The sequence below is a fragment of the Candidatus Avoscillospira sp. LCP25S3_F1 genome (assembly GCF_052117125.1).
Classification (GTDB): domain Bacteria; phylum Bacillota; class Clostridia; order Oscillospirales; family Oscillospiraceae; genus Avoscillospira_A.
On the sequence record NZ_JBQKJT010000004.1, the window covers coordinates 15,490 to 40,344 of the forward strand.

35 protein-coding genes are annotated in these 24,855 nt (G+C 50.9%); 15 read left to right on the plus strand and 20 right to left on the minus strand.

The window, feature by feature from the left end; translation table 11 throughout:
* Positions 1 to 9 precede the first annotated feature (9 nt).
* From ACTQ33_RS04245 to ACTQ33_RS04255, 3 genes are read left to right on the plus strand one after another with little or no spacing between them, the layout of a single operon-like run.
* Positions 10 to 417: a hypothetical protein gene (locus ACTQ33_RS04245; RefSeq protein ID WP_087233736.1), complete on the plus strand. Its 408-nt coding sequence runs from the start codon at positions 10 to 12 to the stop codon at positions 415 to 417.
* The gene (locus ACTQ33_RS04250) at positions 398 to 1,351 is read left to right on the plus strand and encodes a hypothetical protein (protein WP_087233733.1); all 954 of its coding nucleotides are present in this window, start codon (positions 398 to 400) and stop codon (positions 1,349 to 1,351) included. The genes ACTQ33_RS04245 and ACTQ33_RS04250 overlap by 20 nt, the downstream gene beginning before the upstream one ends.
* Positions 1,351 to 2,220, plus strand: coding sequence for a DUF6551 family protein (locus tag ACTQ33_RS04255; RefSeq protein WP_087233730.1), 870 nt, complete (start codon positions 1,351 to 1,353; stop codon positions 2,218 to 2,220). The genes ACTQ33_RS04250 and ACTQ33_RS04255 overlap by 1 nt, the downstream gene beginning before the upstream one ends.
* Here ACTQ33_RS04255 and ACTQ33_RS04260 read toward each other — a convergent pair.
* From ACTQ33_RS04260 to ACTQ33_RS04320, 13 genes are all read right to left on the minus strand, one after another.
* Positions 2,121 to 2,480 (minus strand): HipA domain-containing protein, encoded by a 360-nt coding sequence (locus tag ACTQ33_RS04260; RefSeq protein WP_328245458.1) that lies wholly within the window; start codon positions 2,478 to 2,480, stop codon positions 2,121 to 2,123. The two genes, ACTQ33_RS04255 and ACTQ33_RS04260, sit on opposite strands and share 100 nt — an antisense overlap.
* Before the next feature lie 52 nt (positions 2,481 to 2,532).
* Positions 2,533 to 3,243: a hypothetical protein gene (locus tag ACTQ33_RS04265; RefSeq protein WP_087233727.1), complete on the minus strand. Its 711-nt coding sequence runs from the start codon at positions 3,241 to 3,243 to the stop codon at positions 2,533 to 2,535.
* A 295-nt stretch (positions 3,244 to 3,538) separates the two neighbouring features.
* Positions 3,539 to 4,798: a type II toxin-antitoxin system HipA family toxin gene (locus ACTQ33_RS04270; protein WP_087233725.1), complete on the minus strand. Its 1,260-nt coding sequence runs from the start codon at positions 4,796 to 4,798 to the stop codon at positions 3,539 to 3,541.
* Positions 4,799 to 4,801: 3 nt separating this feature from the next.
* A complete protein-coding gene (locus tag ACTQ33_RS04275) occupies positions 4,802 to 5,122 on the minus strand; it encodes a helix-turn-helix domain-containing protein (RefSeq protein WP_087233722.1) in 321 nt (106 codons plus the stop codon).
* A gap of 66 nt (positions 5,123 to 5,188) precedes the next feature.
* Positions 5,189 to 5,317 (minus strand): hypothetical protein, encoded by a 129-nt coding sequence (locus ACTQ33_RS04280; RefSeq protein ID WP_441462484.1) that lies wholly within the window; start codon positions 5,315 to 5,317, stop codon positions 5,189 to 5,191.
* 36 nt (positions 5,318 to 5,353) lie between these two features.
* Entirely contained in the window at positions 5,354 to 6,835 is a 1,482-nt protein-coding gene (locus tag ACTQ33_RS04285; RefSeq protein ID WP_441462486.1) for a recombinase family protein, read from the minus strand.
* Positions 6,792 to 7,697: a recombinase family protein gene (locus ACTQ33_RS04290; protein ID WP_087233717.1), complete on the minus strand. Its 906-nt coding sequence runs from the start codon at positions 7,695 to 7,697 to the stop codon at positions 6,792 to 6,794. Before ACTQ33_RS04290 ends, ACTQ33_RS04285 begins: the two co-directional genes overlap by 44 nt.
* A 17-nt stretch (positions 7,698 to 7,714) precedes the next feature.
* On the minus strand, positions 7,715 to 9,256 hold the full coding sequence (locus tag ACTQ33_RS04295; RefSeq protein ID WP_087233714.1) for a recombinase family protein: 1,542 nt from the start codon (positions 9,254 to 9,256) through the stop codon (positions 7,715 to 7,717).
* A gap of 193 nt (positions 9,257 to 9,449) precedes the next feature.
* Positions 9,450 to 9,608, minus strand: a complete 159-nt coding sequence (locus tag ACTQ33_RS04300) for an SHOCT domain-containing protein (RefSeq protein ID WP_140400354.1) — start codon at positions 9,606 to 9,608, stop codon at positions 9,450 to 9,452.
* A 555-nt stretch (positions 9,609 to 10,163) separates the two neighbouring features.
* Positions 10,164 to 10,772 carry a hypothetical protein gene (locus tag ACTQ33_RS04305; RefSeq protein ID WP_235396398.1) on the minus strand — a complete coding sequence of 203 codons (609 nt, stop codon included), beginning with the start codon at positions 10,770 to 10,772 and terminating at the stop codon, positions 10,164 to 10,166.
* Between the two features lie 66 nt (positions 10,773 to 10,838).
* Complete coding sequence (locus ACTQ33_RS04310; protein ID WP_071430685.1) at positions 10,839 to 11,087, minus strand: hypothetical protein; 249 nt, start codon at positions 11,085 to 11,087, stop codon at positions 10,839 to 10,841.
* Entirely contained in the window at positions 11,084 to 11,818 is a 735-nt protein-coding gene (locus ACTQ33_RS04315; RefSeq protein ID WP_071430687.1) for an ImmA/IrrE family metallo-endopeptidase, read from the minus strand. The genes ACTQ33_RS04310 and ACTQ33_RS04315 overlap by 4 nt, the downstream gene beginning before the upstream one ends.
* A 2-nt stretch (positions 11,819 to 11,820) precedes the next feature.
* On the minus strand, positions 11,821 to 12,072 hold the full coding sequence (locus ACTQ33_RS04320; protein WP_071430689.1) for a hypothetical protein: 252 nt from the start codon (positions 12,070 to 12,072) through the stop codon (positions 11,821 to 11,823).
* 263 nt (positions 12,073 to 12,335) lie between these two features.
* On the opposite strand from ACTQ33_RS04320, the gene ACTQ33_RS04325 reads away from it, so the two are divergent.
* The 12 genes from ACTQ33_RS04325 (at position 12,336) to ACTQ33_RS04380 (ending at position 19,863) form a co-directional block, all read left to right on the plus strand.
* Positions 12,336 to 12,758, plus strand: coding sequence for a helix-turn-helix domain-containing protein (locus ACTQ33_RS04325; protein WP_071430691.1), 423 nt, complete (start codon positions 12,336 to 12,338; stop codon positions 12,756 to 12,758).
* Between the two features lie 71 nt (positions 12,759 to 12,829).
* Positions 12,830 to 13,345, plus strand: a complete 516-nt coding sequence (locus ACTQ33_RS04330) for an ImmA/IrrE family metallo-endopeptidase (protein WP_071430693.1) — start codon at positions 12,830 to 12,832, stop codon at positions 13,343 to 13,345.
* Positions 13,346 to 13,388: 43 nt separating this feature from the next.
* Positions 13,389 to 13,694, plus strand: coding sequence for a carboxylate--amine ligase (locus ACTQ33_RS04335; protein ID WP_071430695.1), 306 nt, complete (start codon positions 13,389 to 13,391; stop codon positions 13,692 to 13,694).
* On the plus strand, positions 13,691 to 14,677 hold the full coding sequence (locus tag ACTQ33_RS04340; protein ID WP_071430698.1) for an SEC-C metal-binding domain-containing protein: 987 nt from the start codon (positions 13,691 to 13,693) through the stop codon (positions 14,675 to 14,677). Before ACTQ33_RS04335 ends, ACTQ33_RS04340 begins: the two co-directional genes overlap by 4 nt.
* Before the next feature lie 4 nt (positions 14,678 to 14,681).
* Positions 14,682 to 15,098, plus strand: a complete 417-nt coding sequence (locus tag ACTQ33_RS04345; RefSeq protein WP_071430700.1) for a UPF0158 family protein — start codon at positions 14,682 to 14,684, stop codon at positions 15,096 to 15,098.
* 37 nt (positions 15,099 to 15,135) lie between these two features.
* Positions 15,136 to 15,714, plus strand: coding sequence for a flavodoxin family protein (locus ACTQ33_RS04350; protein ID WP_071430702.1), 579 nt, complete (start codon positions 15,136 to 15,138; stop codon positions 15,712 to 15,714).
* A gap of 24 nt (positions 15,715 to 15,738) precedes the next feature.
* Positions 15,739 to 16,122, plus strand: a complete 384-nt coding sequence (locus ACTQ33_RS04355; protein ID WP_071430704.1) for an MmcQ/YjbR family DNA-binding protein — start codon at positions 15,739 to 15,741, stop codon at positions 16,120 to 16,122.
* A 27-nt stretch (positions 16,123 to 16,149) separates the two neighbouring features.
* Positions 16,150 to 17,658 (plus strand): Y-family DNA polymerase, encoded by a 1,509-nt coding sequence (locus ACTQ33_RS04360; RefSeq protein WP_087233708.1) that lies wholly within the window; start codon positions 16,150 to 16,152, stop codon positions 17,656 to 17,658.
* The gene (locus tag ACTQ33_RS04365; RefSeq protein WP_071430708.1) at positions 17,655 to 18,314 is read left to right on the plus strand and encodes an endonuclease/exonuclease/phosphatase family protein; all 660 of its coding nucleotides are present in this window, start codon (positions 17,655 to 17,657) and stop codon (positions 18,312 to 18,314) included. Before ACTQ33_RS04360 ends, ACTQ33_RS04365 begins: the two co-directional genes overlap by 4 nt.
* A 14-nt stretch (positions 18,315 to 18,328) precedes the next feature.
* Positions 18,329 to 18,751 carry a hypothetical protein gene (locus tag ACTQ33_RS04370; protein ID WP_087233705.1) on the plus strand — a complete coding sequence of 141 codons (423 nt, stop codon included), beginning with the start codon at positions 18,329 to 18,331 and terminating at the stop codon, positions 18,749 to 18,751.
* A gap of 435 nt (positions 18,752 to 19,186) precedes the next feature.
* Entirely contained in the window at positions 19,187 to 19,504 is a 318-nt protein-coding gene (locus ACTQ33_RS04375) for a helix-turn-helix domain-containing protein (protein ID WP_071430711.1), read from the plus strand.
* A 131-nt stretch (positions 19,505 to 19,635) separates the two neighbouring features.
* On the plus strand, positions 19,636 to 19,863 hold the full coding sequence (locus ACTQ33_RS04380) for a sporulation initiation factor Spo0A C-terminal domain-containing protein (protein ID WP_071430713.1): 228 nt from the start codon (positions 19,636 to 19,638) through the stop codon (positions 19,861 to 19,863).
* 64 nt (positions 19,864 to 19,927) lie between these two features.
* On the opposite strand, the gene ACTQ33_RS04385 is transcribed toward ACTQ33_RS04380, so the two are convergent.
* From ACTQ33_RS04385 to brxL, 7 genes are all read right to left on the minus strand, one after another.
* Entirely contained in the window at positions 19,928 to 20,167 is a 240-nt protein-coding gene (locus ACTQ33_RS04385; protein WP_071430715.1) for a hypothetical protein, read from the minus strand.
* A gap of 12 nt (positions 20,168 to 20,179) precedes the next feature.
* Complete coding sequence (locus ACTQ33_RS04390; RefSeq protein ID WP_071430717.1) at positions 20,180 to 21,148, minus strand: hypothetical protein; 969 nt, start codon at positions 21,146 to 21,148, stop codon at positions 20,180 to 20,182.
* Between the two features lie 20 nt (positions 21,149 to 21,168).
* On the minus strand, positions 21,169 to 21,831 hold the full coding sequence (locus ACTQ33_RS04395) for an SIMPL domain-containing protein (RefSeq protein WP_071430719.1): 663 nt from the start codon (positions 21,829 to 21,831) through the stop codon (positions 21,169 to 21,171).
* Positions 21,831 to 22,007 (minus strand): hypothetical protein, encoded by a 177-nt coding sequence (locus ACTQ33_RS04400; protein ID WP_172724600.1) that lies wholly within the window; start codon positions 22,005 to 22,007, stop codon positions 21,831 to 21,833. Before ACTQ33_RS04400 ends, ACTQ33_RS04395 begins: the two co-directional genes overlap by 1 nt.
* 70 nt (positions 22,008 to 22,077) lie before the next feature.
* Positions 22,078 to 23,202 (minus strand): cysteine desulfurase family protein, encoded by a 1,125-nt coding sequence (locus ACTQ33_RS04405; RefSeq protein ID WP_235821954.1) that lies wholly within the window; start codon positions 23,200 to 23,202, stop codon positions 22,078 to 22,080.
* Between the two features lie 9 nt (positions 23,203 to 23,211).
* Positions 23,212 to 23,409 (minus strand): hypothetical protein, encoded by a 198-nt coding sequence (locus ACTQ33_RS04410; RefSeq protein ID WP_071430723.1) that lies wholly within the window; start codon positions 23,407 to 23,409, stop codon positions 23,212 to 23,214.
* Positions 23,399 to 24,850, minus strand: coding sequence for a BREX system Lon protease-like protein BrxL (gene brxL / locus ACTQ33_RS04415; RefSeq protein WP_076944459.1), 1,452 nt, complete (start codon positions 24,848 to 24,850; stop codon positions 23,399 to 23,401). The genes ACTQ33_RS04410 and brxL overlap by 11 nt, the downstream gene beginning before the upstream one ends.
* Positions 24,851 to 24,855: the final 5 nt, after the last annotated feature.

Genomic DNA, 24,855 nt, shown 5'->3' on the forward strand with positions numbered 1-24,855 from the left:
AGGCAGAATATGAGTCGAGAAAATCAACCGCAAGCCTCGCTGACCCTTGATCCATTTCGCAATCGAATCCGCATCCACAAGAAAACCATACGCCGCCTGGGCAGTCCTGCCTATGTGCAGTTTTTAGTGAATCCGGAAGAACTTTATATCGCCGTTCTTGGCTCGGACAAGCCTATGATTGGGGGAACGGCAAATAAGGTTCGATTGTCCAGTGTCAGCTTTCACACCAACCAATCCGTAGAGTTTTATAGTTCTACCTTGCTGAGCAATCTGTCGGAGATTGTCGGTGGCTTCGATCTGCGGTTCAATTATCATTTGACAGGAGAGATCGATTCGGTGAACCGGGTCGCCTATTTTTCCCTCCAAACCGTGAAACCGCAGGAGCGCAGGAGGCAATATGGAAGAGAAGGGGTTTAGGGAACTCAGGATCGATCCGGAATTCAAAAACCTGATTCGACCTCTCCGGCGGGAGGAATACCGGCAGCTGGAGCTGAATCTGGTGATGGAGGGCTGCCGGGAGGCCATCGTTGTTTGGGACGGTACCATTGTAGACGGACATAACCGATACGAGATCTGCAATAAATTGAAAATCCCTTATGGCGTAAAAGAACAGGTTTTTCCAAACCGGGATGCGGCAATCGCCTGGATCTGCTCCAATCAACTCGGTCGCCGCAACATTTCAGAGGAGACGAAGAAGTATCTGATCGGCAGGCAGTATGAGGCGGAAAAGAAAGCGCACCGGAATGAGAACGGCTATAATCAGTACTGCCCAAATCCCCTCGCCACAGTTGGAAGAGGCCGTCCGGTAGAGGAAGAGAGCAGTCGACGAACCGCCGCCCGTCTGGGAAAGGAGCATCATGTGTCTGGAGCAACGGTCCAAAAATATGCAAAATACAGCGTGGCGCTGGATGCGATTGCAAAAACCGCGCCGGAATTGATTCCCCACATCCTGTCGGGGACATACAAGATATCCTTCGAAAACATTGTGGCACTGGCGGAGATGGCCCCTGCGGAGCTGAAGGAACTCAGTAAGAAAATCGGGAACAATCCCTATGCCTTTGCCCGATACAGCGATTCACGGCGCAGCCTCTCCACCGAGGCGTCTTCTAAGCCCGGCATACAGGCGGCGGAGCAGCCTGCCATCAAGACGATGCCCGCCTATGATCCGGATGCGGAGGTGGCTGGACTGACCCTCACCATTCCCTCCTGGATGAGCTCCATCGAGCGAACCAGAAATATGGCGCATCTCGCATCCATCTCTCCCGCAGCCAAGGAGAACTTGCAGGCAGCCTTAACAGCGCTGGGAGAAAAGGTGCAGGAGATGCTCGCGGCAATTGAGGAGGATTCCTAATGGCTGATTTCAGCATGTTTGTACCCAATGTCCATTTCGAGCAGATCCCCATTAAAAATCTGGTGTCCAACCAGGAGTATCAGCGAAACATATCCGAACAGCATGTACTGAATGCGGCAGCCCACTTTGATCTATATCAGATCAATCCGGTCAAGGTAAGCCGACGAAACGGCGTCAACTATGTGTTCAATGGGCAGCACACGGTGGAGATCGTCGCGCTGGCCTCCGGTTCTCGGGACACGCCGGTCTGGTGCATGATCTACGACGATCTCAACTATGAGCACGAGGCGGATATCTTCGCCAATCAGATGAAGTTCGTGAAACCCTTAAAGCCCTATGAGGTGTTCATGGCAAATATCGAAGCCGGAAATCAGAAACAGCTCATTATCCGGGATCTGGTGGAGTCCTACTCGCTTTCCATTGGCCAAGTCAGAAACTATGGGGTGGTTTGCGCTGTGTCCACGTTGGAAAGCATCTACGACAAGTTCGGCTATCATGTTCTGGACCGGACACTTCGGCTCTGTGTGGGCACTTGGGAGGGCGATATGAATTCTCTCTCCGCTAATATGCTCAACGGCATTGCCCGCCTGGTCCATACCTTTGGAGATGCGCTGAAGGATGAAAACTTCAAGGAAAAGGTGGGCGAGATGTCGGTAAAGCTGCTCTCCAGAACCGCCAAGGAGCGGCGGCCCGGCTCCATGGGGTATGCCGAGGCCATGCTTATTGCCTACAACCGAAAGTGTAAATATCCGCTTAAGTGGACCAGGCTCTACGAGAAGAATGTGGGGAACAGTGAAGGGCTGGACATTGATACAGATCTGGATGAGGAGGAGAACGAGGACTCCTTCGGAGATAACCCCGAGGAATAAACAAGCGGACGACTCCCCAGGGAATCGTCCGCTTGTGATTTCATGGCCGGAGGGTAGATGAACGCCGCCAGATCCAGATAACTGCTCCCGTCCGCCGCAGAGGCTCTATCGGTTTTTCTCAGTAGTGTCATAGCGGAGGCGAAGTGGATGCGGAGGCGACCGTTCCTGTCAAATTGCTTGACCTGGAAGGTACTGCCGACCTTGGAGAAGGTCTTCGGGCTGGATTCCGGGACATCTAATCCACAGCCGCCCCAGATTATGCGACCTTACCCCATTCGCCGTTGGTAGATACATCGTTCATGCTTAAAAGATTTATGTATTTATAAGGTCGATTGCTGTTGCAAGCAGAATTGCAATGACTTCATCTTCAGAATTATCATACTCCATAACGAATTTATCGGCATAGCCATCCTTAAGATTTAAAGGACAATCATGCAGAGTAGCTACCTGCTTACCCTTATATTGGATTTTGAAACTCTTGCCTTCCTGGTGTGTGATTTTGACACTACCTTCAAGAACCTCGAACTCCAGATTACCAAATGACACATATTTTTTTAGCAATGCGATTTTTTCTTTACCCAAGAATACCGTGCATTTCTTCACCTCTTTTTCAAACAACGGAACACCTGTAGAAATCAGATGCTCTTTAACATAGCCGATTTTATTTCCGTTTGCATCAAACAAATCCAAGATTTCACGGTCGGTGATAGTGTTCTCAGCGTTAGATTTATACTTGAGCGTACCATTGCCGTCAACAATTTGATAACGCCCAAGATAATCATTCATATCAGGCGTTTTCCCAGTAAAGAGGCCGACCATCGTGCCTATGGAATAGGACTTTGATTTGATAACCAGGAAATTTTTCTTGATTCCCTGGATATGTTCGGCCGCAGTTTTCTGCCCTGTGGCTTGACCGAGTTTATTCAGCACGGAGTTTACCACCCCATCTACCGATCCTTTCGGTATGACTTTTTCGGCGATTTTAGCACCAGCTAAAGCTGTGAGTTTACCTTTTAAACTCATAAGCGCACCTCCTATCGTGTTCTGTAAGAGAACTTGTAAATTTCGCGGATAATTAATCCATGCTGCCACTATCTTTATTTCCGCCGAACTCGCAGCCGCGTACATGGTCATGTCCATAATACCATCTGCAGTATCGGTAACCACTGTGAGGGAGACAATTGGTGCAGTCCCCCATTACAATGTCTTTGCCTTTGATTTGGATGCGATGCCAACACACGCTATGACTGTAAAGCGTATTCCGAAGAAACCTAACTTCGATGGAGACGGTTCCTGTGGGAATGGTCCATTTTTAATTTCATGGCCGGAGGGAAAAGGCCGGGCGCATATATTCCACAGCGCCCCGACTGAGGCCATACTGTCCGGCCAGCTGCTCCCAGTGTCCGGATACGGTTTTGCAGATCTCCTCCGCCGCCTGCTGAGCCTCCTGGGGAGATAAGCCGAAGTAGTCAGCGACCTCCAGCGCCAGATCCAGGTCGATGGTGTTGTCGTACTCGCTCACATTGAGGGAGAGACGGTCGCCTGTGGGGACTGGGTTTACATCGTAGAGCGGAGCCAGTCGCCAGCCGGTGAGAGTCAGGAGGAAACCGTGGTTGCGCAGGTGGTCGTCGGTGTTGGACACCGCCATACTGAATACGATCCGTTTCCACAGCTCAGCCAGATCCTGCCTGGGAGCCGCCCCATTGGCGCGGATGAACGCCGCCAGATCCAGATAACTGCTCCCGTCCGCCGCAGAGGCTCCGTCGGTTTTTCCCAGCAGAGTCATGGCGGAGGCAAAATGGATACGGCGGCGGCCATCCCGGTCAAATCGCTTGACCAGGAAGGTGCTGCCGGTCTTGGAGAAGGTCTCCAGCCTGGATTCCGGGACATTCAATCCGCACAGCCGCGCCAGGTCATGCACGACCTTCTCCCATGCGCCGCTGTTGGATTCATCGTGCTTAGACGGAAACTTGGCGATCCACAAAGCGCCGTCCGCTGCCTGCACCGTGGCCTTGGGCCTTGCTCCGCCCAGAGAGGAACCGGGGGCCAGAAGCTCCCGCAGCCATGTTTCGTTCAGGCCGCTTTCGTCATTCTCAAAGGCGATAGAGGCGTTTTCCAGTGTCCGAAGATGAACCCAGGGCGGCGTTGCGAAGGACTTGTCGTTGGAGAGAAAGTCTCCCCCCTCTTCCAGGCTGAACCGCAGTGCCCCCATGCGGGATTCATCGTAGACCCCCAGCAGGAAATCGCTTTCTGTGAGGTTTCGGGGCTTTCGGTCTTCTTTTCTGGCGTCAATTGCCTCCTTGCGCCGCATCAGCAGGCGGCCCCAGCGGTCCGGGCAGGAGTCGGCGAACAGCCCGAAGAGCCGCTTGTCCAGCGGCACATACTGCCGTCCCCGGTAGAGGGCCAGATCCGGGTCCAGAGAGAAGGAACTCTCGGCGGATGTCAGCCAGGCGGGGTCATACTCGAAGGAGAAGGTTTCCTGCCCCCGGATAAAGCTGCAGCGGAGCCGCCCCATCAGGGTGGGGGTCTCTCCACGCCAATTTTCATATACATAGATGGTCTTTTCGTCCTGCGCCATGGGCTACTCTCCTTTCTTGGGCGCCCGCCGTCTGGTAGGCAGCGCCAGGTCTTGCAGCTTCCTGCCGAATTCATCATCTTTGGCAATAAGCAGCAGGTCGCTGTCCATATTGTTCAGTGCGTGCAGCACGGCGGCATAGGAGCCGATGGATACCGTGGGCGCACCCTTCTCGATGGAGATGAGGGTGGCCCGGCTGATCCCCGCCCGCTCCGCCACCAGTTCCAGACTCAGCTTCCGGCGCAGGCGGGCAAGGCGGATCTGCTCACCCATCTGCTCCAGAATCTTTCTTGTCTGCGGCATGATGACCGCCGCTCTTTTGCCCATACATCATCGCCTCCTAACATACATTATAGTATATTACCTTGGCGATTATGTCAATTATATTTGAAGTTATTTGTTTTCCTCATTGAGCGCTTCCTCGATGAGATACCCGCCGCCGAAGATGATGTCCAGCCTGCCGTCGGGATATACCTTTACGCACTCGATCATCTGGTGGACGATGGTATCGTCGTACTCCATCTTTCTCGACGCACGATCTGCGATGATTTGCTGCAGCTAGAGGATGCGGCCATCATTCCCCTGGTCCGAGAGGAGGGCGTCCTCCAGCTTTTTGATTCTCCCTTGCAGGAGTTCGATGGTATCGGAAAGCTCCTTGAATTCCGCCTCATGGCTTTCAATGCCCTCGCCGCTCTCTACGCTCTCATTGATGAGGGACACCATTTTGCGGTTCAGACCATCGATTTTTCGGCGAAGCAGGTCGATTTCATCGCTGTTCCCGTTCAGCCCGATGGCCTCCCCAATGGTCGCCCTCATAAGTGCCAGATAGGTGGCCTCGTCTTCCTCATTGAAGCGGTTGACCGCCCGGACGATAGCAGCATGGAGCGCTTCCTCGTCTACTGTAGGGGAGGACTTGCAGTACCGCTTTCCGTAGTCCAATCGATTGATGCAGCGCCAGACCACCCGCTTTTTCCCACGGGATGTCCAGGTCACGCGCTTGTATCGGCTCCTGCATTCGGCGCAGATCATCACATTGGACAGCGCATACCGGGAGTATTTTCCGGTGGCCGTAGTGGCTGCTTTGGTGGAGTTTGGCTCCCGACTCATCCGCCTGGCGAGTTCTTCCTGCGTTTTGTGAAAGAGCTCTCGGCTGATGATACCAACATGGCTATTCTGTACATAGTACATGGGTGCCTCACCCGTGTTTTTGCGACGGACCTTGCCAATACAGTCAATTGTGACCGTCTTTTGAAGGATGCTGTCCCCGCAGTATCGTTCATTCCGGAGAATACCCTTAATCATGCTCGCAGAGAAGGAGAATCGTTTTCCTGGTATCTGGAGATTCTCTTCTCTGAGTTTGGTTGAGATCCGGTTGATGGTTTCACCTGACAGGTACATATTGAAGATTCTCTCCACGATGGATGCCTCCTCCGGGACGATCTCCGGTTCTCCGTCCTCGCCCTTTCGGTATCCAAGCAGGCACTTATAATTGAATACGGGCTTGCCGTCCTGGAATCGCTTCCGAAAGCTCCATGTGACATTCTTGCTGATGCTTTCGGATTCAGACTGTGCGAACCCTGCGTAGATGACCAGATAGAGCTCGCTGTCGATTTGCAGTGTGTCTATATTTTGCTCCTCGAAGTAGATGCCAATCCCTCTTGCCCTGAGCATACGCACATGGTCCAGGCAGTCAACAGTGTTTCTGGCAAATCTGGAGACCGACTTGGTGATGATATAGTCGATTTTTCCTGCCAGGCAGTCGTTGATCATCTTTTGGAACTGGGGCCGTTTATCTGCTCGAGTTCCTGAGATGCCCTCATCAGCGTACAGGCCGGCAAATTCCCACTCCGGCTTGGCGGCAATCATTTCGGTGTACACTTTTTTCTGGTTGGTGTAGGAGGTAAGCTGTTCCTCGCTGTCAGTGGATACCCGGCAGTAGGCGGCAACCCGGCGCTGGTGATATTGCTCCTTGTTGACGATCAGCGAGCGCTTCGGCTCAATGACCGATATGGTCTTTTTCGGTATCCTGGTTACATTCATTTTCATCCCCTCCGATCTCTACGTCGGTCTTGGTATGTAGGATCACCTGTCCTCCGCTTCCCAGCGTCAGATAGGCGACGATGTCACTAAAGTAGGCCGGACTGAATTCCTCCTGGGGCGTCATCATGCGCACACGTTTTCGGGCGATGGATGCGGCGATCTGCAGATGTGTATCGCTCTCTGCGTACAGCTGCTCCGCCATCTCAATTGTTTTGGCGATGACCAGGGCGTCACTGGGATTATCCCGCTCCAGTTCGGCATCGATTTCCCTGTTGATTTGCTGAGCCTCTGCCGACAACTCCCTTCGTTTTTTGGGGCGGGGTATGAGCAGGTGGCTGTTAGCGATGATGCGGTTCATCAGGATCGTCACCTTTTCCAGCAGATGCGTATCGGAAATTCGTATGCGCTGTCCGCAATCCGCATTGGTGCATTCCCAGCTTTCCCGAATCCGGTGCCTGTTGCTTACTCTCCTCCGCATTGGCGCCCCGCATTCCGCGCACCGGACCCGGTTCCGGAGCAGGTCGATCCCCTCCAGATTTTTCTCGAAGGTGTTCCGCTGGCGGGCTGTCCGCACCGCAGCAGCCTCCTCATACTGCTCCTCCTCGATGATGGGGTCATATTCTCCATCTCCGAGGTATTTGGCGTTTCCTATGATTCTTGCGATACGGGCTTTATCCCACACATCCGTCCTCTCGCTGTAGGGGATCTTCCTTTCAGTCAACAGTTCGGCAATGCTTTGGAGGGAAGCGCCGTTGATGTAGGCGCTGAATATCTCACGGATGACCATAGCTTCATCCTGTGCGATGACTGTCCTTCCGTTCCGCATAGTGTAACCGTATGGGATATAGCGTATCTTCTTCATTTTGAGGTTCCTCTCCGTCAGAGCATTTCTGTAAATCGCAGCCCGCCGATGAGGGTGACCGTCATTTCATCCCGGCGGGTGATGCGGATGGCCTGGACAATCTCGGCAAACAGCTTTTCATCGAATCGGTCCAGGGGTTCTTCCAACTCCTCCAGCAGTTTTTTCAGCCGTGTCACTTCCTCGATTATATCGGTGATGCCCGAGGAGAATTCACACTGGCGCTCACGCTTCAGTTGGCGCAGTTGGTCGTTGATATCCTGCACCTGAGCTTTGTGGACCTCGTCTTTGAGGTATCCTTTTGCATGGAGCTGTTCCACCATCACCAGCTTGGCATTGAGATCTGCGATGCTCCGGCTGATCTCCCTTGCGGCTGTGTTTTTCCGCTTTTGTTTCAGCTCGGCGGATTCCAGGCGGAGCAGGGTTTGACCCAGAATGTCGTATTCGGAGAACCGAAGCTTGTTGACCATGGCGATGAAGGCATCATAGATCCGATCCTCACTGTAGTAGTTCGAGTCGCATTGGGTGCGATCCTGAATGTGTTTGGAACATCCCCACTTGGCGGTCCCGGAAACCTGCCGCCTGCGAAAATACGAGCCGCACTCAGAACACTGAATGCGGCTCGTAAGAGGATAGATATTTTGCGCTGTGGATTTCCCAAAGATATCCTGACGCTTTTTCAGGAGGGTCTGGACCTTGTCGAAGGTTTCTCGGTCAATGAGCGGAGCGTGGGTCATGGAGGCGTAGAACATATCCTCCTGGCCTCGATTTCGGAACTGTTTGAACGGGACTGTGGTGTCACGGTAGGTTTTCTGGTATTTGCAATCGCCGCAATACCGTTCATTCCCAAGGATGTACGCCACCTTGGTGGAGCGCCAGAGGGATTTCCCGGTCTTAGTTTTGATGCCGCGGCTGTTAAGGTCGCGGGCGATCTCCGATGTAGACTGGCCGCTCAGGTAGTTTTCAAACATCATGCGGACGATGGCCGCCTCCGGTTCATAGACCACCAGTGCCTTTTCCACCAGCCGGAAACCGTATGGAGCGTTGCTGTCCACATACTCACCCGATTGCATCCGTTTCACGATGGAAAGCCGCTGGTTCTGGGAAATAGCCTTGGACTCCTCCTGCGCAATGGCAGAGAAGGTATTGAGGAGCATTTCATCCCCGAGGGCCAGAGTGTAGATTCCCTCTTTCTCGAACTGCACCCCCACGCCGAGCAGCTTCAGCTTCCGGACATATTCCAGAGACTCCTTGGCGTTTCGGGCGAAGCGGGAGACGGACTTGGTGACGATCAGGTCGATTTGGTGCTGTTCGCACATCTTGATCATTCGCTGGAATTCGGTTCGGTTCTGCGCTTTCATGCCAGACAGCCCTTCATCCGCGAAGATCTCCACCAGTTCCCACTCTTTTTTTCTCTGAATGAGGCTGGTATAGACCCGAATCTGGTTGGCATAGGAGTTCTGCTGATCTGCTGAATTGGAAGATACCCGGCAGTAGGCAGCGACTCGGACTTTCCGAATTTCCTGTCTGGTGATGGGCGAGATGAGTTTGGCCTGTGGCATCAGCAGAATCCCCTTTCTGGCTGAATTTTGGATTGTACTACATTTTGGTACAATCCACTTTTACGGTTCAAGCAACATTATATTCAAGAAGAAGATAAAATCCATTGAATAAATGCAGATCAGGAAATTTCTACATAGTCAACAGACTGCGCCGTGCAAACTCCATCAGATTAGACGATGCCGTCCTGACATCCTAATCCGCAATAACAAGATCCGAGCCGGTAAGCTTCTGGTAATATCGCTTGGCTCGCTCGTATTCAGCGGCGGTGATCACACCGCTGTTCCGCATCGATTTCAGCACGACCACGATAAACAGATAGTTTGCACTTTTGGTTTGTGACATGGTAATCATGGTGTGATCCCTCCTAACTGCAAAATTGAATTGATACCACAAAAATAGGGGCCACCCCGTCTGGTTGCGGCAGTGTTGGCTTACTTCGCTACATAGTGGGTGACCCCCATTGCTTCTGATATCAAGACGATTGTTCGTCTTTTTTTGCCTGTATTCGACACTACTTCCCCAGGCCAGGGCGGACATCTAAACTGCGGCGGGCGCCGCACTCCGGGAATCGAACCCCTCCGAGGATCTCTCCGAGCTGCCCCCATTGCTTGAGACTGTGGCTGGGCAGGGGTACCATTGTAGGCGGATGAGGTCTTGACGAAACAGACTGCCACGCCTGCTTTTGGATCGGTGGACCCGCTGGGCACCTTATTGGCCGTCATTGATAGAAGAGAAAGAGGGCTTTGCCCCTTTCTCCCCTACAGGTGGTCATCGCGCACCGTCCGCATCGCTCGCTCATCCGCTGATGTTATTTAGCTGCCGGATATTCAGTTGAAAAGGTTCAATGAAGGCGTCCGAAGAACCCCTTCACTTTACAACGGACATTTTTTCAGCAAATCACAACCATCACCCAAAAATATTTTTCGCTTTTTTCTGAATGAGTCGGATTGCATTCTGGACGCTCTGATAACTGACTCCCATTTGATCCGCATAAGCCTTGTAACTGATCCCATTCAGAATGCAAGCCTGGTAAATTCCATATTGGGTAGGAGTCAGGCTCTCTCGCAGTCTTTGTTCCAGCAGCTTCGTGGAGATTTCTTCTGTGTAATCGACCGTATCAGCCAACCAGTTGGAGTCTGTCACATCTTCAGGGAGCACATCCAGCGATAGAATCGTTGGTTTGGATATGCCGTCTCTATCCGCTTCCTGATCCAGTGACATTGCTCGACGGAACCGCTTTTCCTCCGAACGCAACACCTGCATCACAGTGCGCTCCACCTCTGTTACCTCGCCAGTAGCCTTGATCCGCACCATGCACTTGCCGTCCTCCGTTGTCCAGAGGTCATAGTCGAACTCGACTGGGGTTTTCGGGATTCCTTTCATTGCTTCGTCCTTTCCGCTGGTGCGAAGCAGCGGAATGACGAGGCAACAAAAAGAGCCGCATGACGGTGAGCGTGTAATTCCATACCGATAAATCAGGTGTTTCCATTTTGGAAACATCTGATCATGCGGCATTAGGAAGACTCACCAGTCAGCGGCTCCACAGCACAGCTATCAATATTTATTTGTTAATCTCTGCCCTTATCGGTCTTGATAAAAGCGAAGTTTTAACCGTCTCATACTGAGGACATTAAAGACGGTCTCCTGTCCACAGCGTTTGCACTTTGCTTGGACATGGCCTCTGGTGTCCTCAAATACAGCGATTGAATTGTGTCCACAGAAGGGACATTTCACCATCCTTGTTTTTTGGTTTGCGATGGCATGACGCGCTTTTCGGATCTTCTCCATCATTTCCTCAGACGGCTCAGAGATGCGGATATTCTTTTTCATGCCCACACCTCCAAGGGATCTGAATATTCCCGGTACGGACGATCCTCAATGTAACCGAGATGTCTCAGCCGGATTACAGCCGCCGACTTCGACACGGCAAACTGCCTACACAAAAGAGACAGTGATAACTTGTCACGATATGCGAACACCCCCTCGTAATTGATTAACTTCTTGCCACCGGCAAAATACCACATGGCAAGATCAATTTCTTTTTGCGGCATAAGGATGGCCGCGCCAAGGACATTAGCCTGCCATTCATTCCAGTCCTCGCGAGTCTTTAAGTCGCGGAGCGAATACACTGTCCGTGCCGAGTATTTCTTTGCATAGGCTGACTGCGCAGTTTCACTTTCCATCTGGAACAAAATCTGATGTGCGCACTCATGGGCAAGGGTAAAGCGTCTCTTGCCGCAGAGCTTTTGGACTTGTCCGGGTTGAATAAAGCTGGTGTCCATCAGAATTTGATTTTTCCTGAGTGGGATGGTTCGCTTCACGCCCATCTCTTCCGTGATATACTCGGTATCCGCATAGGCGGTCAGACCACAGATGCTTCCATCCGGGGAAAGATGGGCAAACGACACTTCCAAGCCAAGGTATTCCTTGGCGAACTGGTCAATCGGTGTCCCTCGTGCCATTCGTCGGATGTCCTTGGTTTCGCTGCCGAAAAAGAACTCATTGAAATCCTTGGTTACGGCTACTGCAATTTCTTCGATTTTCTTCTGGGATAAGATCATCGTTAGGTCTCCTTTGCTTCAACAAACCACTTGCTGCCCTCCTGAAACAGATAGGATTCTCTGCCACGGATCAGCACCGTATAGCGAATGCCGCCGCCACCCACCTTTTTGGAAGAGGCACGGCACTTATAGAGTACCTGATCGATCTGAAAAATTAGGCCGTTTTTCCACCGGATGAAGCGCGGATGGAATACGCCCTCCTGATCCACATCCAGATTGACCGAGACATAGGCTTTCCTGCAGTGTGCACTCATGTTTCTCACTCCTTGCTACACATAACGGGCACCGGCAACTTTCTCGTTGCCCGGTGTCCGTTACCAATTTCAGTCCAAACGAAAACGAACATCACATTTTGGTCTGCGCACTCTTGACGGGACACGCAAACCGATATACAATAAATGCGTAAAGCGATTGCGTATTATCATTATATGTAAACGGATTGCTTGTGTCAAGCACTTTTAGGCGGAAAACGCAAATAGATTGCATATTATCACGCTTACAGGTAGGAGGATATACTATGAGGTTCGGAGAAAAGCTCCGCGTACTGCGCAAGGAAAAGGGACTTACTCAGGCGGAACTTGCGAAACTGGCGGGAGTAGGACTCAAGACGATCACCAACTATGAAAAGGGCAGCACATACCCCCAGAACCGCGAGGTGTATGGCATTCTTGCCCGGATTCTCGGCTGCGATGCAGACTATCTGCACAACGAGGGCGACGATTTCATCGCAATGGCGGGGCAGCAATATGGCTATCGGGGCAAGAAGGGCGCCGAGCGACTGCTAAAAGAAGTAAGGGTAGCCTTTTCCGGAGGCGAGATGGCAGAAGAAGATATGGATGAGATGATGCTTGCCATTCAGGAAGCCTATATCGATGCGAAGAAGCGAAACAAGAAATACACGCCCCAAAAGTATCTGAAACAGCAGGAAGGAACGAAGTAAGCCCGCTCTATGGGACTTTTCATCTGTTATATTGAAACAGTACCATTCTGCCCGGAAGGGGTGATACCACTATGCTGATTCGAGCGGAGGAAGCCATTCAAAAAGCCAACCGTATTGTGCGGCAATGCGGCACGAGAAATGCTGACCGGATCGCAAGGGAGCTGGGGCTGATCGTCATGTCTCGTGATTTCTCCCGTCAAAAAGGCGCATACATGGTCATTGAACGAAACCGCTATATCTTTATCAATAAACATCTCGACCCCGTGATGCACGACATTGTTCTGCTCCATGAGATCGGCCATGACCGCCTCCACCGTAAAGATGCAATCCGTGCCGGCGGACTGCAGGAATTCAATATCTTTGACATGAGAGACAAGCGCATGGAATACGAGGCAAATATGTTTGCCGCACAGATCGCCCTTCCAGACGAGGAAATTCTGGAATACATATACGGCGGCTACGATGTGGGCCAGATTGCGCGGGCAATGTCTTCGGACATCAATTTGGTGGCGCTCAAGGTCTCAGAGCTGAACACGAGGGGGTATCGCTTCCGTGAACAGGAACACCGAAGCGATTTCTTAAAATGAACGAGATGGTTTTGCCGGGACAAGCGAAAAGGAGAAAATCAAGATGAAATATTTGCTGTATCGTTCCTTCGGGAATCTGGACAAGGATGTGAAGAAGCACGAGCTGGTGGCTGTGGAGTATGGAAAAGACATCTACGATGTGACCGACGCACTCATCAAGGCAGCTGCGGATGACCTTGCCGGTCTGTCGGAATACGAAAAGTATGAGACCGCCGCCTTCGCTCCGGAGCGGACAAAGGATTTCCGTAAGACCAAGCGGTACGCCTACGAGATGACCGGCATTGTCTATCCTACCCATGCTGACAAGAATATTCTCATTGACTTTGGAATCGTGGAGGAAGCGGAATGAGCAGAGAGGAACCCTATTATATCCCGATGCCGGAGATATACGGGCGAAGAAAACTGAACGCCCTCTATCGGGAGATCCCGCTGAAGGACGCCACTTCCCGGCTCCTGCGGAAGTATTTTAATGCCGCCGCCAATCTGTACGGCATTATCCCCCTGCACAAGCTCTATGGGATCATCGCCTCCCAGAATAAATCCCTTGTAACCAGGGAGGAGTTTCTGGCCTTTGCCGAAATCGCGCGGCATGAGTGTGAGGACTACTACATCCTCGGCAAGTCTGAACTCTATTACGACGGCCCCGAAACGGAGCTGATGGAATATGAGGTCATCGACGTGCAGCTGATCGACGAGGATCTTGATCCCTATCACGAGGTCTTACGGGGCCATCAGGGAAAACCCTACTATGTGCCGGACAAAAAGGAGCTTCTGGCCTACGACAATCCCTTCTACTGGGAGAACACCCCAGAAGCGGAAGCATTCCGCACCTTCCTCCTGACCAAAACCACCGTGCCGGAGGACAAGATGGAAGCGGTTTTCGTAGACATCTACTATGGCCTCCACTGCATGAACGCCGGATTGGAGGATGTGCTGAACCGGTTGGATGAGATTGGCGTGGAGTTCCGCCGCAAAGTGGATGTAGGCGATTTTGCCGAGGTCTATACCCCCTTTCACAACCATGTGCGGATGCAATGCAACCGAGGGCATACTCCTGATGAACTTTTTGCCTTACTTCCCCCGGAAGAACGCATCCCCAAATCCCTTTCCTTTGGTCCGAACATCCGTCAGGCCATTGCGGACGGAACCATGAATCCCGAAGAGTTGCGGCAGGGGATCTTGACGATGGATATGCCAAGTGAAGAACTGCGTATGAGTTTATTGAAAGAGATTGCAGCGGCTCAAACTGCTGCTAAGCCGAAGAAGGTGGGGCGGAATGATCCCTGTCCCTGCGGCAGCGGTAAGAAGTTCAAAAAGTGCTGCGGACGGTGAGCATATGAAAATCAAGCTGCAAACAGTCATAGACGCAATCGAACAGGCCAGCGATGCCTACACGATGCTCTACGACACCAAAACCAACGAAACGGTTTATCTGCCCGATGCGTGGGTCACTGGTGAGACCGACGAGGCGCTTGCCGCTCTGGTTGAGAACGAACCGAAGCGGTTCCTGCATTTTCCGACAAAATATGATATCCACGAATACAGCATCATGGACTCCTTTGTGGACTACCTCCCGCCGGGAAGGATGAAAAACGAACTCGGCGCAGCGATCCGGGGCAGGGGTGCATTCCGGCGCTTCAAGCAGACCATCCGCTTCCACGGCATCGAGCAGCTGTGGTACGACTATCAGGCGGATGCCTACCGGGAGCTGGCAGAGCGCTGGTGCCGGGACAACGATGTGGAGTACGAATAAATTGGAAGCTGTATCAAGAGCAGAAAAGAGGTTCCGGATGAAAAACATTCTCATTATCCAAGGGGGCGGCAGACCCAACGGAAATACTGCCCAGTTGGTGGAACACTTTGCCCGTGGTGCGAAAGAAGCGGGGCATACCGTAGAAGTTATTTCACTGAGAAAACAGGAAGTAAAGGGCTGCATGGGATGCAACGCCTGTCGGTATGGAAAGCCTTGCGTACAGAAGGACAGCTTCAACGAGCTTGTTCCCAAAATTAAGGATGCAGACTGCATTGTCTTTGCCTCACCCTTACTGTTCTGGACGATTTCCGCTCAGCTAAAGGCGCTGATCGAGCGCTTTTATTGCATCGCAGAGGAAGATCCCAACCCGCCGTTGGGACGGTATGAGAAATACCCCTCCAAAGACTGCGCCTTGCTGATGACCTCCGCTGACAATTTCTTCTGGACATTTGAGCAAGCGGTTTCTTACTATCAGTTTACCCTTGTCAACTACATCGGATTCCATGACAGAGGGATGCTATTGGCCGGAGGCTGCGGCGACACCAACGGCAAGCCACAGATTGACAAGACCGACCATCTGCAAGAGGCATATGAATTTGGAAAACACATCTATTGAGCAATGCAGCGGGAGGTTTGCAGAATGAATCGGGGACAGTTCAAGCAATATATTCTTGAAACCTATCCCTGTGAGGCAAACCACCCGTGGATAAAATACCCCAACAACGAGGTTTTCCGGCATCCGGGCAACCGCAAATGGTTTGCCCTTGTGATGGATGTTCCCAAAAACAAGCTGGGTCTGGCAGGCTCGGATGTTATTGATGTGGTAAACCTCAAATGCGACCCGATCCTCATCGGCTCACTGCGGAAAGAACCCGGCATCTTTCCGGCTTACCACATGAACAAGGCAAACTGGATCTCGGTTGCCTTAGACGGCAGTGTGCCGGACGAACTGATCAAAATGCTGCTGGATATGAGCTATGGCGCAACAGCGCCCAAGAGGAAAAAGAAAGCCAAGAAAAGCTGATGCCGCTGAAAGGAGGCGTACCGAAGCATGAAGCAGCGCACTTACATCGCAATCGACCTCAAGAGTTTCTACGCTTCGGTGGAATGCCGGGAGCGCGGGCTTGACCCCATGGACACCAATCTTGTTGTGGCGGATGAAAGCCGCACTGACAAGACCATCTGCCTTGCCGTCACCCCAAGCCTCAAAAGCTATGGCATTTCCGGCCGGGGGCGGCTCTTTGAGGTCAGGCAGCGGGTCAGGGAGGCCAACGCCGGACGGCGGCACGACGCTCCGGGCAGAGTGCTGGAGGGCAAGTCACACTTCATCTCTGAGCTGCAACAAAACCCGAAGCTGGAAATCGACTTCATCATCGCCCCGCCCCGCATGGCCTACTACATGGAATACAGCACAAAGATCTACGAGGTCTACCTGAAATACATCGCCCCGGAGGACATCGTGGTCTACTCCATCGACGAGGTATTCATGGATGTGACCGACTACCTGAATACCTACAAGCTGTCTGCCCATGACCTTGCCATGAAGATCATACTGGATGTCATTGAGACAACAGGCATCACGGCCACGGCGGGGATCGGCACCAACCTCTTTCTCTGTAAGGTGGCCATGGATATTGTGGCGAAGCATATCCCAGCGGATGAAAACGGGGTACGCATCGCCCAGCTGGACGAGATGACCTACCGGCAGACCATGTGGTCGCATCAGCCTCTCACCGACTTCTGGCGGGTAGGCCGTGGCTATGCAAAGAAGCTGGAAGAGCATGGGATGTTCACCATGGGCGATGTGGCGCGGATGTCCGAGCGCAACGAGGACCTACTGTATCAACTCTTTGGGAAAAATGCGGAGTTGCTCATCGACCATGCGTGGGGCTGGGAGCCGACCACCATTGAGGCGATCAAGGCATACAGGCCAAGCTCCAACAGCTTAGGCTCCGGGCAGGTGCTTCACTGTCCCTACAATGCGGAGAAGGCACGGCTTGTCCTGCGGGAGATGGCCGATATGCTCTCGCTGGATCTGGTGGACAAGGGGCTTGTCACCGATCAGCTGGTGGTGACGGTGGGCTATGACATCGAAAACCTCACCGACCCGGCCAGAAAAGCAAAGTACCACGGTGCGGTTGTGAAGGATCATTACGGACGCCAGATCCCCAAACACGCCCATGGCACCATCAATCTGGACGGACACACATCATCTACACGCAAAATAATGTGCGCTGCGGCAGAGTTGTTTGATTGCATTGTAGGCAAAAACCTTCTCATCCGAAGGCTGAATGTGGTGGCGAACCATGTCCTTCCGAAAGAGTCTGCGCCGGTGAAAAACGGGGGCTTTGAACAGCTCGACCTGTTTACCGACTATGCCGCACAACAGGCGCAGCAGGAACGGGAAAAGCAGGAATTGGAGCGGGAGCAGAAAATGCAGACGGCTATGCTGACCATCAAGAAGAAGTTCGGCAAGAATGCGATCCTCCGGGGAATGAATTTGGAAGAAGGGGCAACGGCCAAGGACAGGAACGGGCAGATTGGAGGGCATAGGGCGTGAAAATTGCCACATGGAATGTGGAGCGGCTCAGGCACAAAAAACAGCTCGACCAGATACAAGGCTTATGTGATGGCATCCATGCCGACATCCTTGTGCTGACCGAGACAGACAAGCGGCTGCATCCCGATTATGCCTTCTGCTGCGAGACCACATCATTGATGGGAGATAAGACCATTCCCTATGCCGTCACAGAAAATCGCGTCTCGCTTTACACCAACTATCCCGTTGTTCGGCTGCATCAAACCTATGATTCGCGTACCGCCCTCTGTGCTGAGCTAAAGACGGAAAAAGGGAATCTGCTGGTGTATGGGACAATCATAGGTACGCTGGGCAATCGTCATTCTTCCTTCATGGAACAACTGCACCGGCAGTGTGATGACATTCGCCGCCTGTCCGAATTGGGCGATGGGATATGTGTCTGCGGAGATTTTAACTGCTCCTTCTCGGATAACTACTGTTTCACACAGGCCGCAAGGACAACGCTTCTGGATTTGTTTCGTGATACAGGATTGACCCTTTTGACCGAAAGACAGACAGAGTGCATTGACCACATTGCCGTGTCAAGCAGTATGGTTACCACCAAACGGCCAGTTCTGGAAGAATGGAATGTGGACAAGCGTTTATCCGACCACAAGGGAATTGTGGTCACCTTTTGAGGGGGGCAAAAATCATGAAAACACAGTATGATGACATCATCCATCTGCCCCATCATGTCTCCAAAACAAGGCCGCAGATGTCCATGCTGGACAGAGCGGCACAGTTTTCCCCCTTCGCCGCTCTCACCGGCTACGAGGATGCCATCCAGGAAACCGGACGGCTGACAGATACAAAAGTGGAGATTGGGGAGGAAGTGCGGGAGGAGCTGGACCGGAAACAGCAGTACCTTCAGGACATCATAGCAGACCGACCGGAGATCACCATTACCTACTTCGTCCCGGATGAGAGGAAGGCCGGAGGCTCCTATACATCCCACACCGGCAGTCTGAAACGGATTGACTATTATGAGCGAGTATTTGTTCTGACCGATGGGACGAAAATCCCACTGGATGAGATCGCCGATATCGAGAGTGAATGCTTTCGAGGAATTTTGTGATTACTGCTTTCCCTGCGACCAAACCGAAGAAGAGTCCTCCTATATGGCTGGGAATTTCTGTTCTTTGGCACCAGTATCGATGCGGTGGAGACTACAAGGCATTCGGGCATCGGGGCGGATCGTGTTGTAAACTATTACTGCGGCAGCGCCAGGACAGCTCGACCATGAGGTCTTGCGTGAAGCCATCTGCACTGTTCGAGTCAGTGCGCCGCTGGATGCAGATTGAAAAAAACGATTGATTGGTGCGTGCTATCAAAAGCGCAGTCAATCAATACTGCCTTACCTGATACTCGATTTTTCTATCTTTGCTGAAAGTTATCCGCGTAAACAGTTCTTTAGAATTATACCTCGTTCTTTGGATTCTGTATGAATCAGGCCATCACCACTATACTATTCTTTAGAACAAAAGCGAGTTCTAAAGGAGGCGGTGGCAGGATGGATGCAAGAGCAGTTGGACAAAGAATCAAGGCTGCAAGGGAGAAAAAGAACATGACACAAGAAGATCTTGCCGCCTGCATTGACATTAGCCCGACCCATGTGAGCGTGATTGAACGCGGAACCAAGATTCCGAGGATGGACACTTTCGTAGCGATTGCAAATGTGCTTGGCGTATCTGCGGATGACCTTCTGGTGGATGTGGTGGATCGAGCGACTGCCGGAGTTGCTTCGGAGCTTTCTGCCGCCATCGAGGCGCTCCCTCACGAAGAAAGGATGCGGGTCTTAAAAGTAGTGTCTGTATTGGTAGATAGATGAGTGTGGAAGAGCTTTCGGCTCTTCCACGCTTTTTCTTTTTCCTCTGTCAAAATGTGAGTGATTTCGACATTCTTATGATGTTATACTTGCGCCAAAGAACAAGAGAAAAGTCTAAAGACGGAGGAATATCCATGAAAAACTTTGAAGAGATTATTGCGAAAATTGCCAGGGAGAACGGAACCACGCCAGAAAATGTACTCCGTGAAATGCAGTTGGCTATTGATCATGCTTACGATCACCATGACAAGGAGGCGCAAAAGTTATGGGATATGATGTCATTCAAAAGCGACAGACCGACACCGGAAGAGTTCATCTTTCAGGTGGCAATGATGCTGGATAAAAACGGATCATTACATTAAATTGGATGCTCTGACCATGTTGTAGCGGGTTTCCCTCTGCTATCTTCTCGGTGGCTTTATAGCCTTAGTCATTGAACAAGGCATCGTATTCCTTAATTCGATCTATCCAATCCAGTTCCCTTTGCCGCTTTGCATTATCATCTATGACAATCGCCTCGGGATAAACCTTCAGGATTGCCTCCTTCATCTTGCGCTGTTCCGCCTTTGTGGTAGGAATCCGTTTCTTGCCGCCATACCAGGTTTTCTTCAGCTTTTGCGTCACATCGAAGGCCGGCGCAGGAGCCTTTTTCTTTTTTCCAAACATCAATGCACCTCATCAATCCATGCTGCCATCGCCTTTGTTACCTCCAAACTCGCAGCCGTATTGATGACCGTGGCCATAGTACCATCGTCCATAGCGATACCCATAGTGGGGAGGGCAGTTGGCGCAGTCCCCGTTACAATGTCCGTTATGCTGGTGTCGTTCGCTGTGCCGGGAAACTGCATTGATTCCGGCAATCGCAGCGAATAGCGTTCCCCAAAAGCCCAATCGAGGTGCTGCGGATTCCTGATAAGATATGTCCTCGTAGATGGGCTCATTGTGAAGTTCCAGATGATGCTTTTTCGCAATCTTCAAATATGTATCGTCTGGGAGTACATCATACAACTCCTCAGCTTGATTGGCATCAAATGTCCCTTGGGCGGTCAGCGACATTTTTTCAATGAGGGATTCCGAAATTCCAAAATCGAGCCACTCCATGATTTGCTGCGGAGCGAACCGCACCTTGCCCTGTAACGATTTCTCAATCAGAGTCTCGATAGTTGCCTGGTCAAGATAATCCCTCAAAATATCAAGCTGCTCAGCGTCAAAGCATCCCGTGACTTTCATTACCATCGTTTTGAAGGTCTCTTCATCTGCGCAGTCAACCAACTCCATAATCGTTGCCGGTGCATATTGGTCGCTCGTAGCCTTTTTCAGAAGTGTCTGGAATACTTCATCATCCATGCAGCCGGTGAGGGTATCCAACGCTTCATCGGAAAGTGTTCCTTGGACGGAGGAAACGACACGCTTCATCGTCGCTGTATCCACGCAGCAATTCAAATCCTCAATATTCTCGACTTGAAAGGTGACACCGGCATCCAAGGCTCTGTTTATCAGCCGACTTGCGGCCTTTTCATCACACAATTCCATAGCTACTTCGGTGACTTCAGCCGGGGAGCCATAGGAGGTGAGGGCGGAAAGCCGTCGAATCTGTGTACTCGTCGCCCAGTCATAGAACTTTTCGTAATATTCATCCCAAGTCATTTCCGCACCTCACATTCTGATTATCGAATCTCCCAGACGAAAGTGGCTGTGTCGCTTACATCAATGTCATCCGGTTCGATGTCCATATCGGCCATGGCTCCCATCGGCATCGCCAAGCACTTTTCATCAAGCATATATTCAGTGCGTGAGACAACATTGAGTTCGCCCCAATTATAGTCGATGGCGAGCAGATCTCCCAGCGCCACATTCGAGGCTTCGCAAAGAATTTCCGCTTTTTCCCGTGCGTTGATCGTTGCGGATTTCAAAAGCTTCTTGTTGACCGCAGACGGGTCTTTTACTGTGAAGGCGATGGACAGCTCTGGTTTGGCAAGACATTTTGAGATTGCGGAAAGGGACTGCGCCAGCCGCCTTGTGTCGAAATCAAATTCAACTTTGAGCCGGTGATTGCAGATATATCCGTTGAATACGCTTTTATAGTTGCCGTTTCTGTCTTTTACTCGTTCATAGTCTGTGCGAACATTGAAATTCACGGTTTTTACAGACTTCTTCTTAAATCCGACAGATTCCAGCGCCTTGTTTAGATAGTCAATCTGGAGTGCGGCCTGTTCCATCGCTTTTTCGTAGTTCGTATCCTGCGCTTCAAGGCTCATGGAGATGACGATGTAATCCGGCGGAGTGGAGACTCTGCCAACTCCTTTTACGGTTATCGTCCTTGACATCATCACACCTCTTTTCTGTTTTCCTTGTCACGCTCTGCTTTCCACCGTTCAAATTTCTCAACATTCTTGGGGTCGGAATAGAACTCCCTGCAAGATTGCAGCAGTGTACGGCAGAGGGCTTTCATTTCATATTCTGGGATTTGGCTAAAATCAATCAGGGGTTGTTCTTCGCTCATCATGACACCACCTTACAGGGACTTCATCACATCCAGCAAGTGCTGATGATTGTTATCGTATTCAATAGAAGCTCTACTTCAAAATTCGCAAAAGTGCATCAACGATTTCGTCGATATCGCCTTCTGTATTGTTCTTTCCTAACGACAATCGTATTGTTCCCTTTGCCAGTTCTGGCTCCAGTTTAATCGCCTGCAACACATGGGATATTTGTGTTTCTCTGCTATTGCAGGCTGAACCAGTAGAGACACAGATTCCCATCAAATCCAATCGGTGCAAGAGGGCTTCACCACTGTAGCCGGGGAAAGAGAGACTGATGTTCCCGGGGATATGTGCTGCGCTCCCATTTCTGGAAAATCGTACATTCGCATCTGACAAGCCCATGATTAGTTTGGTTTCCAGCCGAGTTAAATGCTCCGCTGTATCTTTCAGTCCATCTACACATTTTTTTAATGCAGCCGCCATACCTACAATAGATGCGATATTCTCTGTGCCCGCCCTCATGTGGTTTTCCTGACTGCCGCCACTTGCGTATGGAGCCAGCGGCGTCCCTTTTCGGACATACAGGAAGCCGATACCTTTGGGACCATGGAATTTGTGGGCGGAAGCAGAAAGCATATCTACACCAAGATCGTTCACATCTATTTTGATATGTCCAACCGCCTGAACAGCATCGGTATGAAACATTGCGCCAACGGAATGAGCAATGGCAGCTAACGCTGGAATGTCCTGAATGGAGCCTATCTCGTTGTTGGCGGCCATAATAGAAACCAGCCGAGTATCCGGTGCAATGTGTTCTGACAGCGTTGCGGTATTTACTTTGCCGGTAGAATCTACCGGCAGATAAAAAACGGGATAGCCCATTCTTTCAATATCAGCGCACGGACGCAAAATCGCATGGTGCTCAATGGCTGATGTTATAAATCCGTGTTTTTCCGGGTCGAGAAATGCAGTTCCCTTTATTGCCCAGTTGTTGCTTTCCGTACCACCTGAAGTGAAAAATATTTCGTCAGGTTGAGCGCCAATACACTGGGCAATGATTTCCCTCGATTCCCGCAGAGCTTTTTTGGGCGCTCTCGCAAATGAATAGGGCTGCGAAGCGTTTCCGTATTCTTCTAAAAGATATGGTTGCATCGCCTCAAACGCATCAATATCCAGTTGTGTTGTGGCTGCATTATCCGCATAGATAAAACGCTTCACAATCCCACCTCATTCAAATAATTTACAGCCTTCCTCTTTGAACTCCTCGATTTTATCAAGCAATTCCTCAACAGTACACCCAAGATATTCGGCAAGGCAATCCATACAGTAGAAATTCTCCATGTCTTCGCCCAATAGTTTTTTGTTAATACCGATGGTGTTCTTGTTAAGATTATTTTTACCGCAGATGATACAATCAATTTTCATAAGGAATCTCCTTCAGCGAGAAAGAAGGCACATCCTTACCCTTGAACTCCACATCGAGAATCCCAAGCTGCCGTTTGATGATTTTACGCATACGGACAGCAGGACGAAGGCAATATTGCTGGAATCCCTTTGGATTGATGTCCCGTGCGCTCCGCACATTCGGGAACAACAGCTTCAAATATGCTGTTGCAATGCGCTTTACGGCCTCCGTGTCACGGGTATCTGCCCTATCAGGAACATCAATAATTTGATCAACAATCGCTCTATAACTCACATCATTGCGAAGCTCGTGCAAAATGGTGCAGAAGTATTCTGAATTTAACGCCCAGCCGGACAGCTTCAAATCATCATTCATTCTTGGTATATCCCAACCCTTGATGAAACCATGGATTCGGTCTACCAATGCACTTTCTTGAAATAGTGAGGGCAGCTCGGAGAACATATTCTGCCACTCATCCATATTATCCTGTGCGATGTTACCCAGGAAGATGATGCCTGCATCAGATTTCCCCTCGTAGCCACCGATGTTAAACTGTCCATACTCCATATATCCCTGCATGATAGAGCGCATTTCGTTCACATCGCCAAACTGCACCAACTTTACCTCATCTATTGCGATAAAGTCGTGGCCGGTAACAAAGCCGGGAGTCTTCCGAGCGGTATCATAAAACATTTTTGCCCGAGTTACCTTTCCGCCATCTGTTAGAAGACCATATTTACTCACATGGCCAAATACATAGGACTTGCCAGTTCCTTTGGGTGCAAGCTCTATCAGATTGAGGCGTTTCTCCACAAAGGGAAGAATGCGTGTCAGCATGGAAAGCTTTTGTTCCTCACTTTCATACCCGCCCGCATTGTAATCTATGGCCCCTAACAGCACATCAATCCACTCGGAAGTTGTAAATTCATTCCGAACATCCTTGTAATAATCAAGGTCAATAGTATAAGGGCAGAAATTTGTAAATCCAGTAAGGCGAATTTTCCCTGGAATTTTAGGCTTCGCAGTGTCATCCGGGGGTCGATAGCCGAGCTCGACCACACCCCAGACCTCCTGCCCACTGATAAGCTCTCCACGATACTGATCCCATGTAGACACATCAATCATGGTTTCTTTATTTGTCAAACCGAAGTCGGGCAATGAAAAGGTGATTTCTCCGGTTTTTATGCTTATATCGACAGAAATCTTGGTCAGGAGTTTGACACGCTCGTTATCGTTAATGATTCTATCTTTGATTCTGACCCATTCTTCTTTATTCGGAAGATAGGTGCGGATAAAATCCGTAAGTTCGTCTATGTCCAGATTACCTTCATCATCAGCAAACTTTTTGAGCAGCCAGTCTCTCAAAAACGATGGCAGACCTAACGCAGAAAAGAAGTTGCTTTTCTTCAAATCCTTGTAGACGACCATTTCATCGAAACAATCCCGAAGTTTTTCGGTCACGAGTA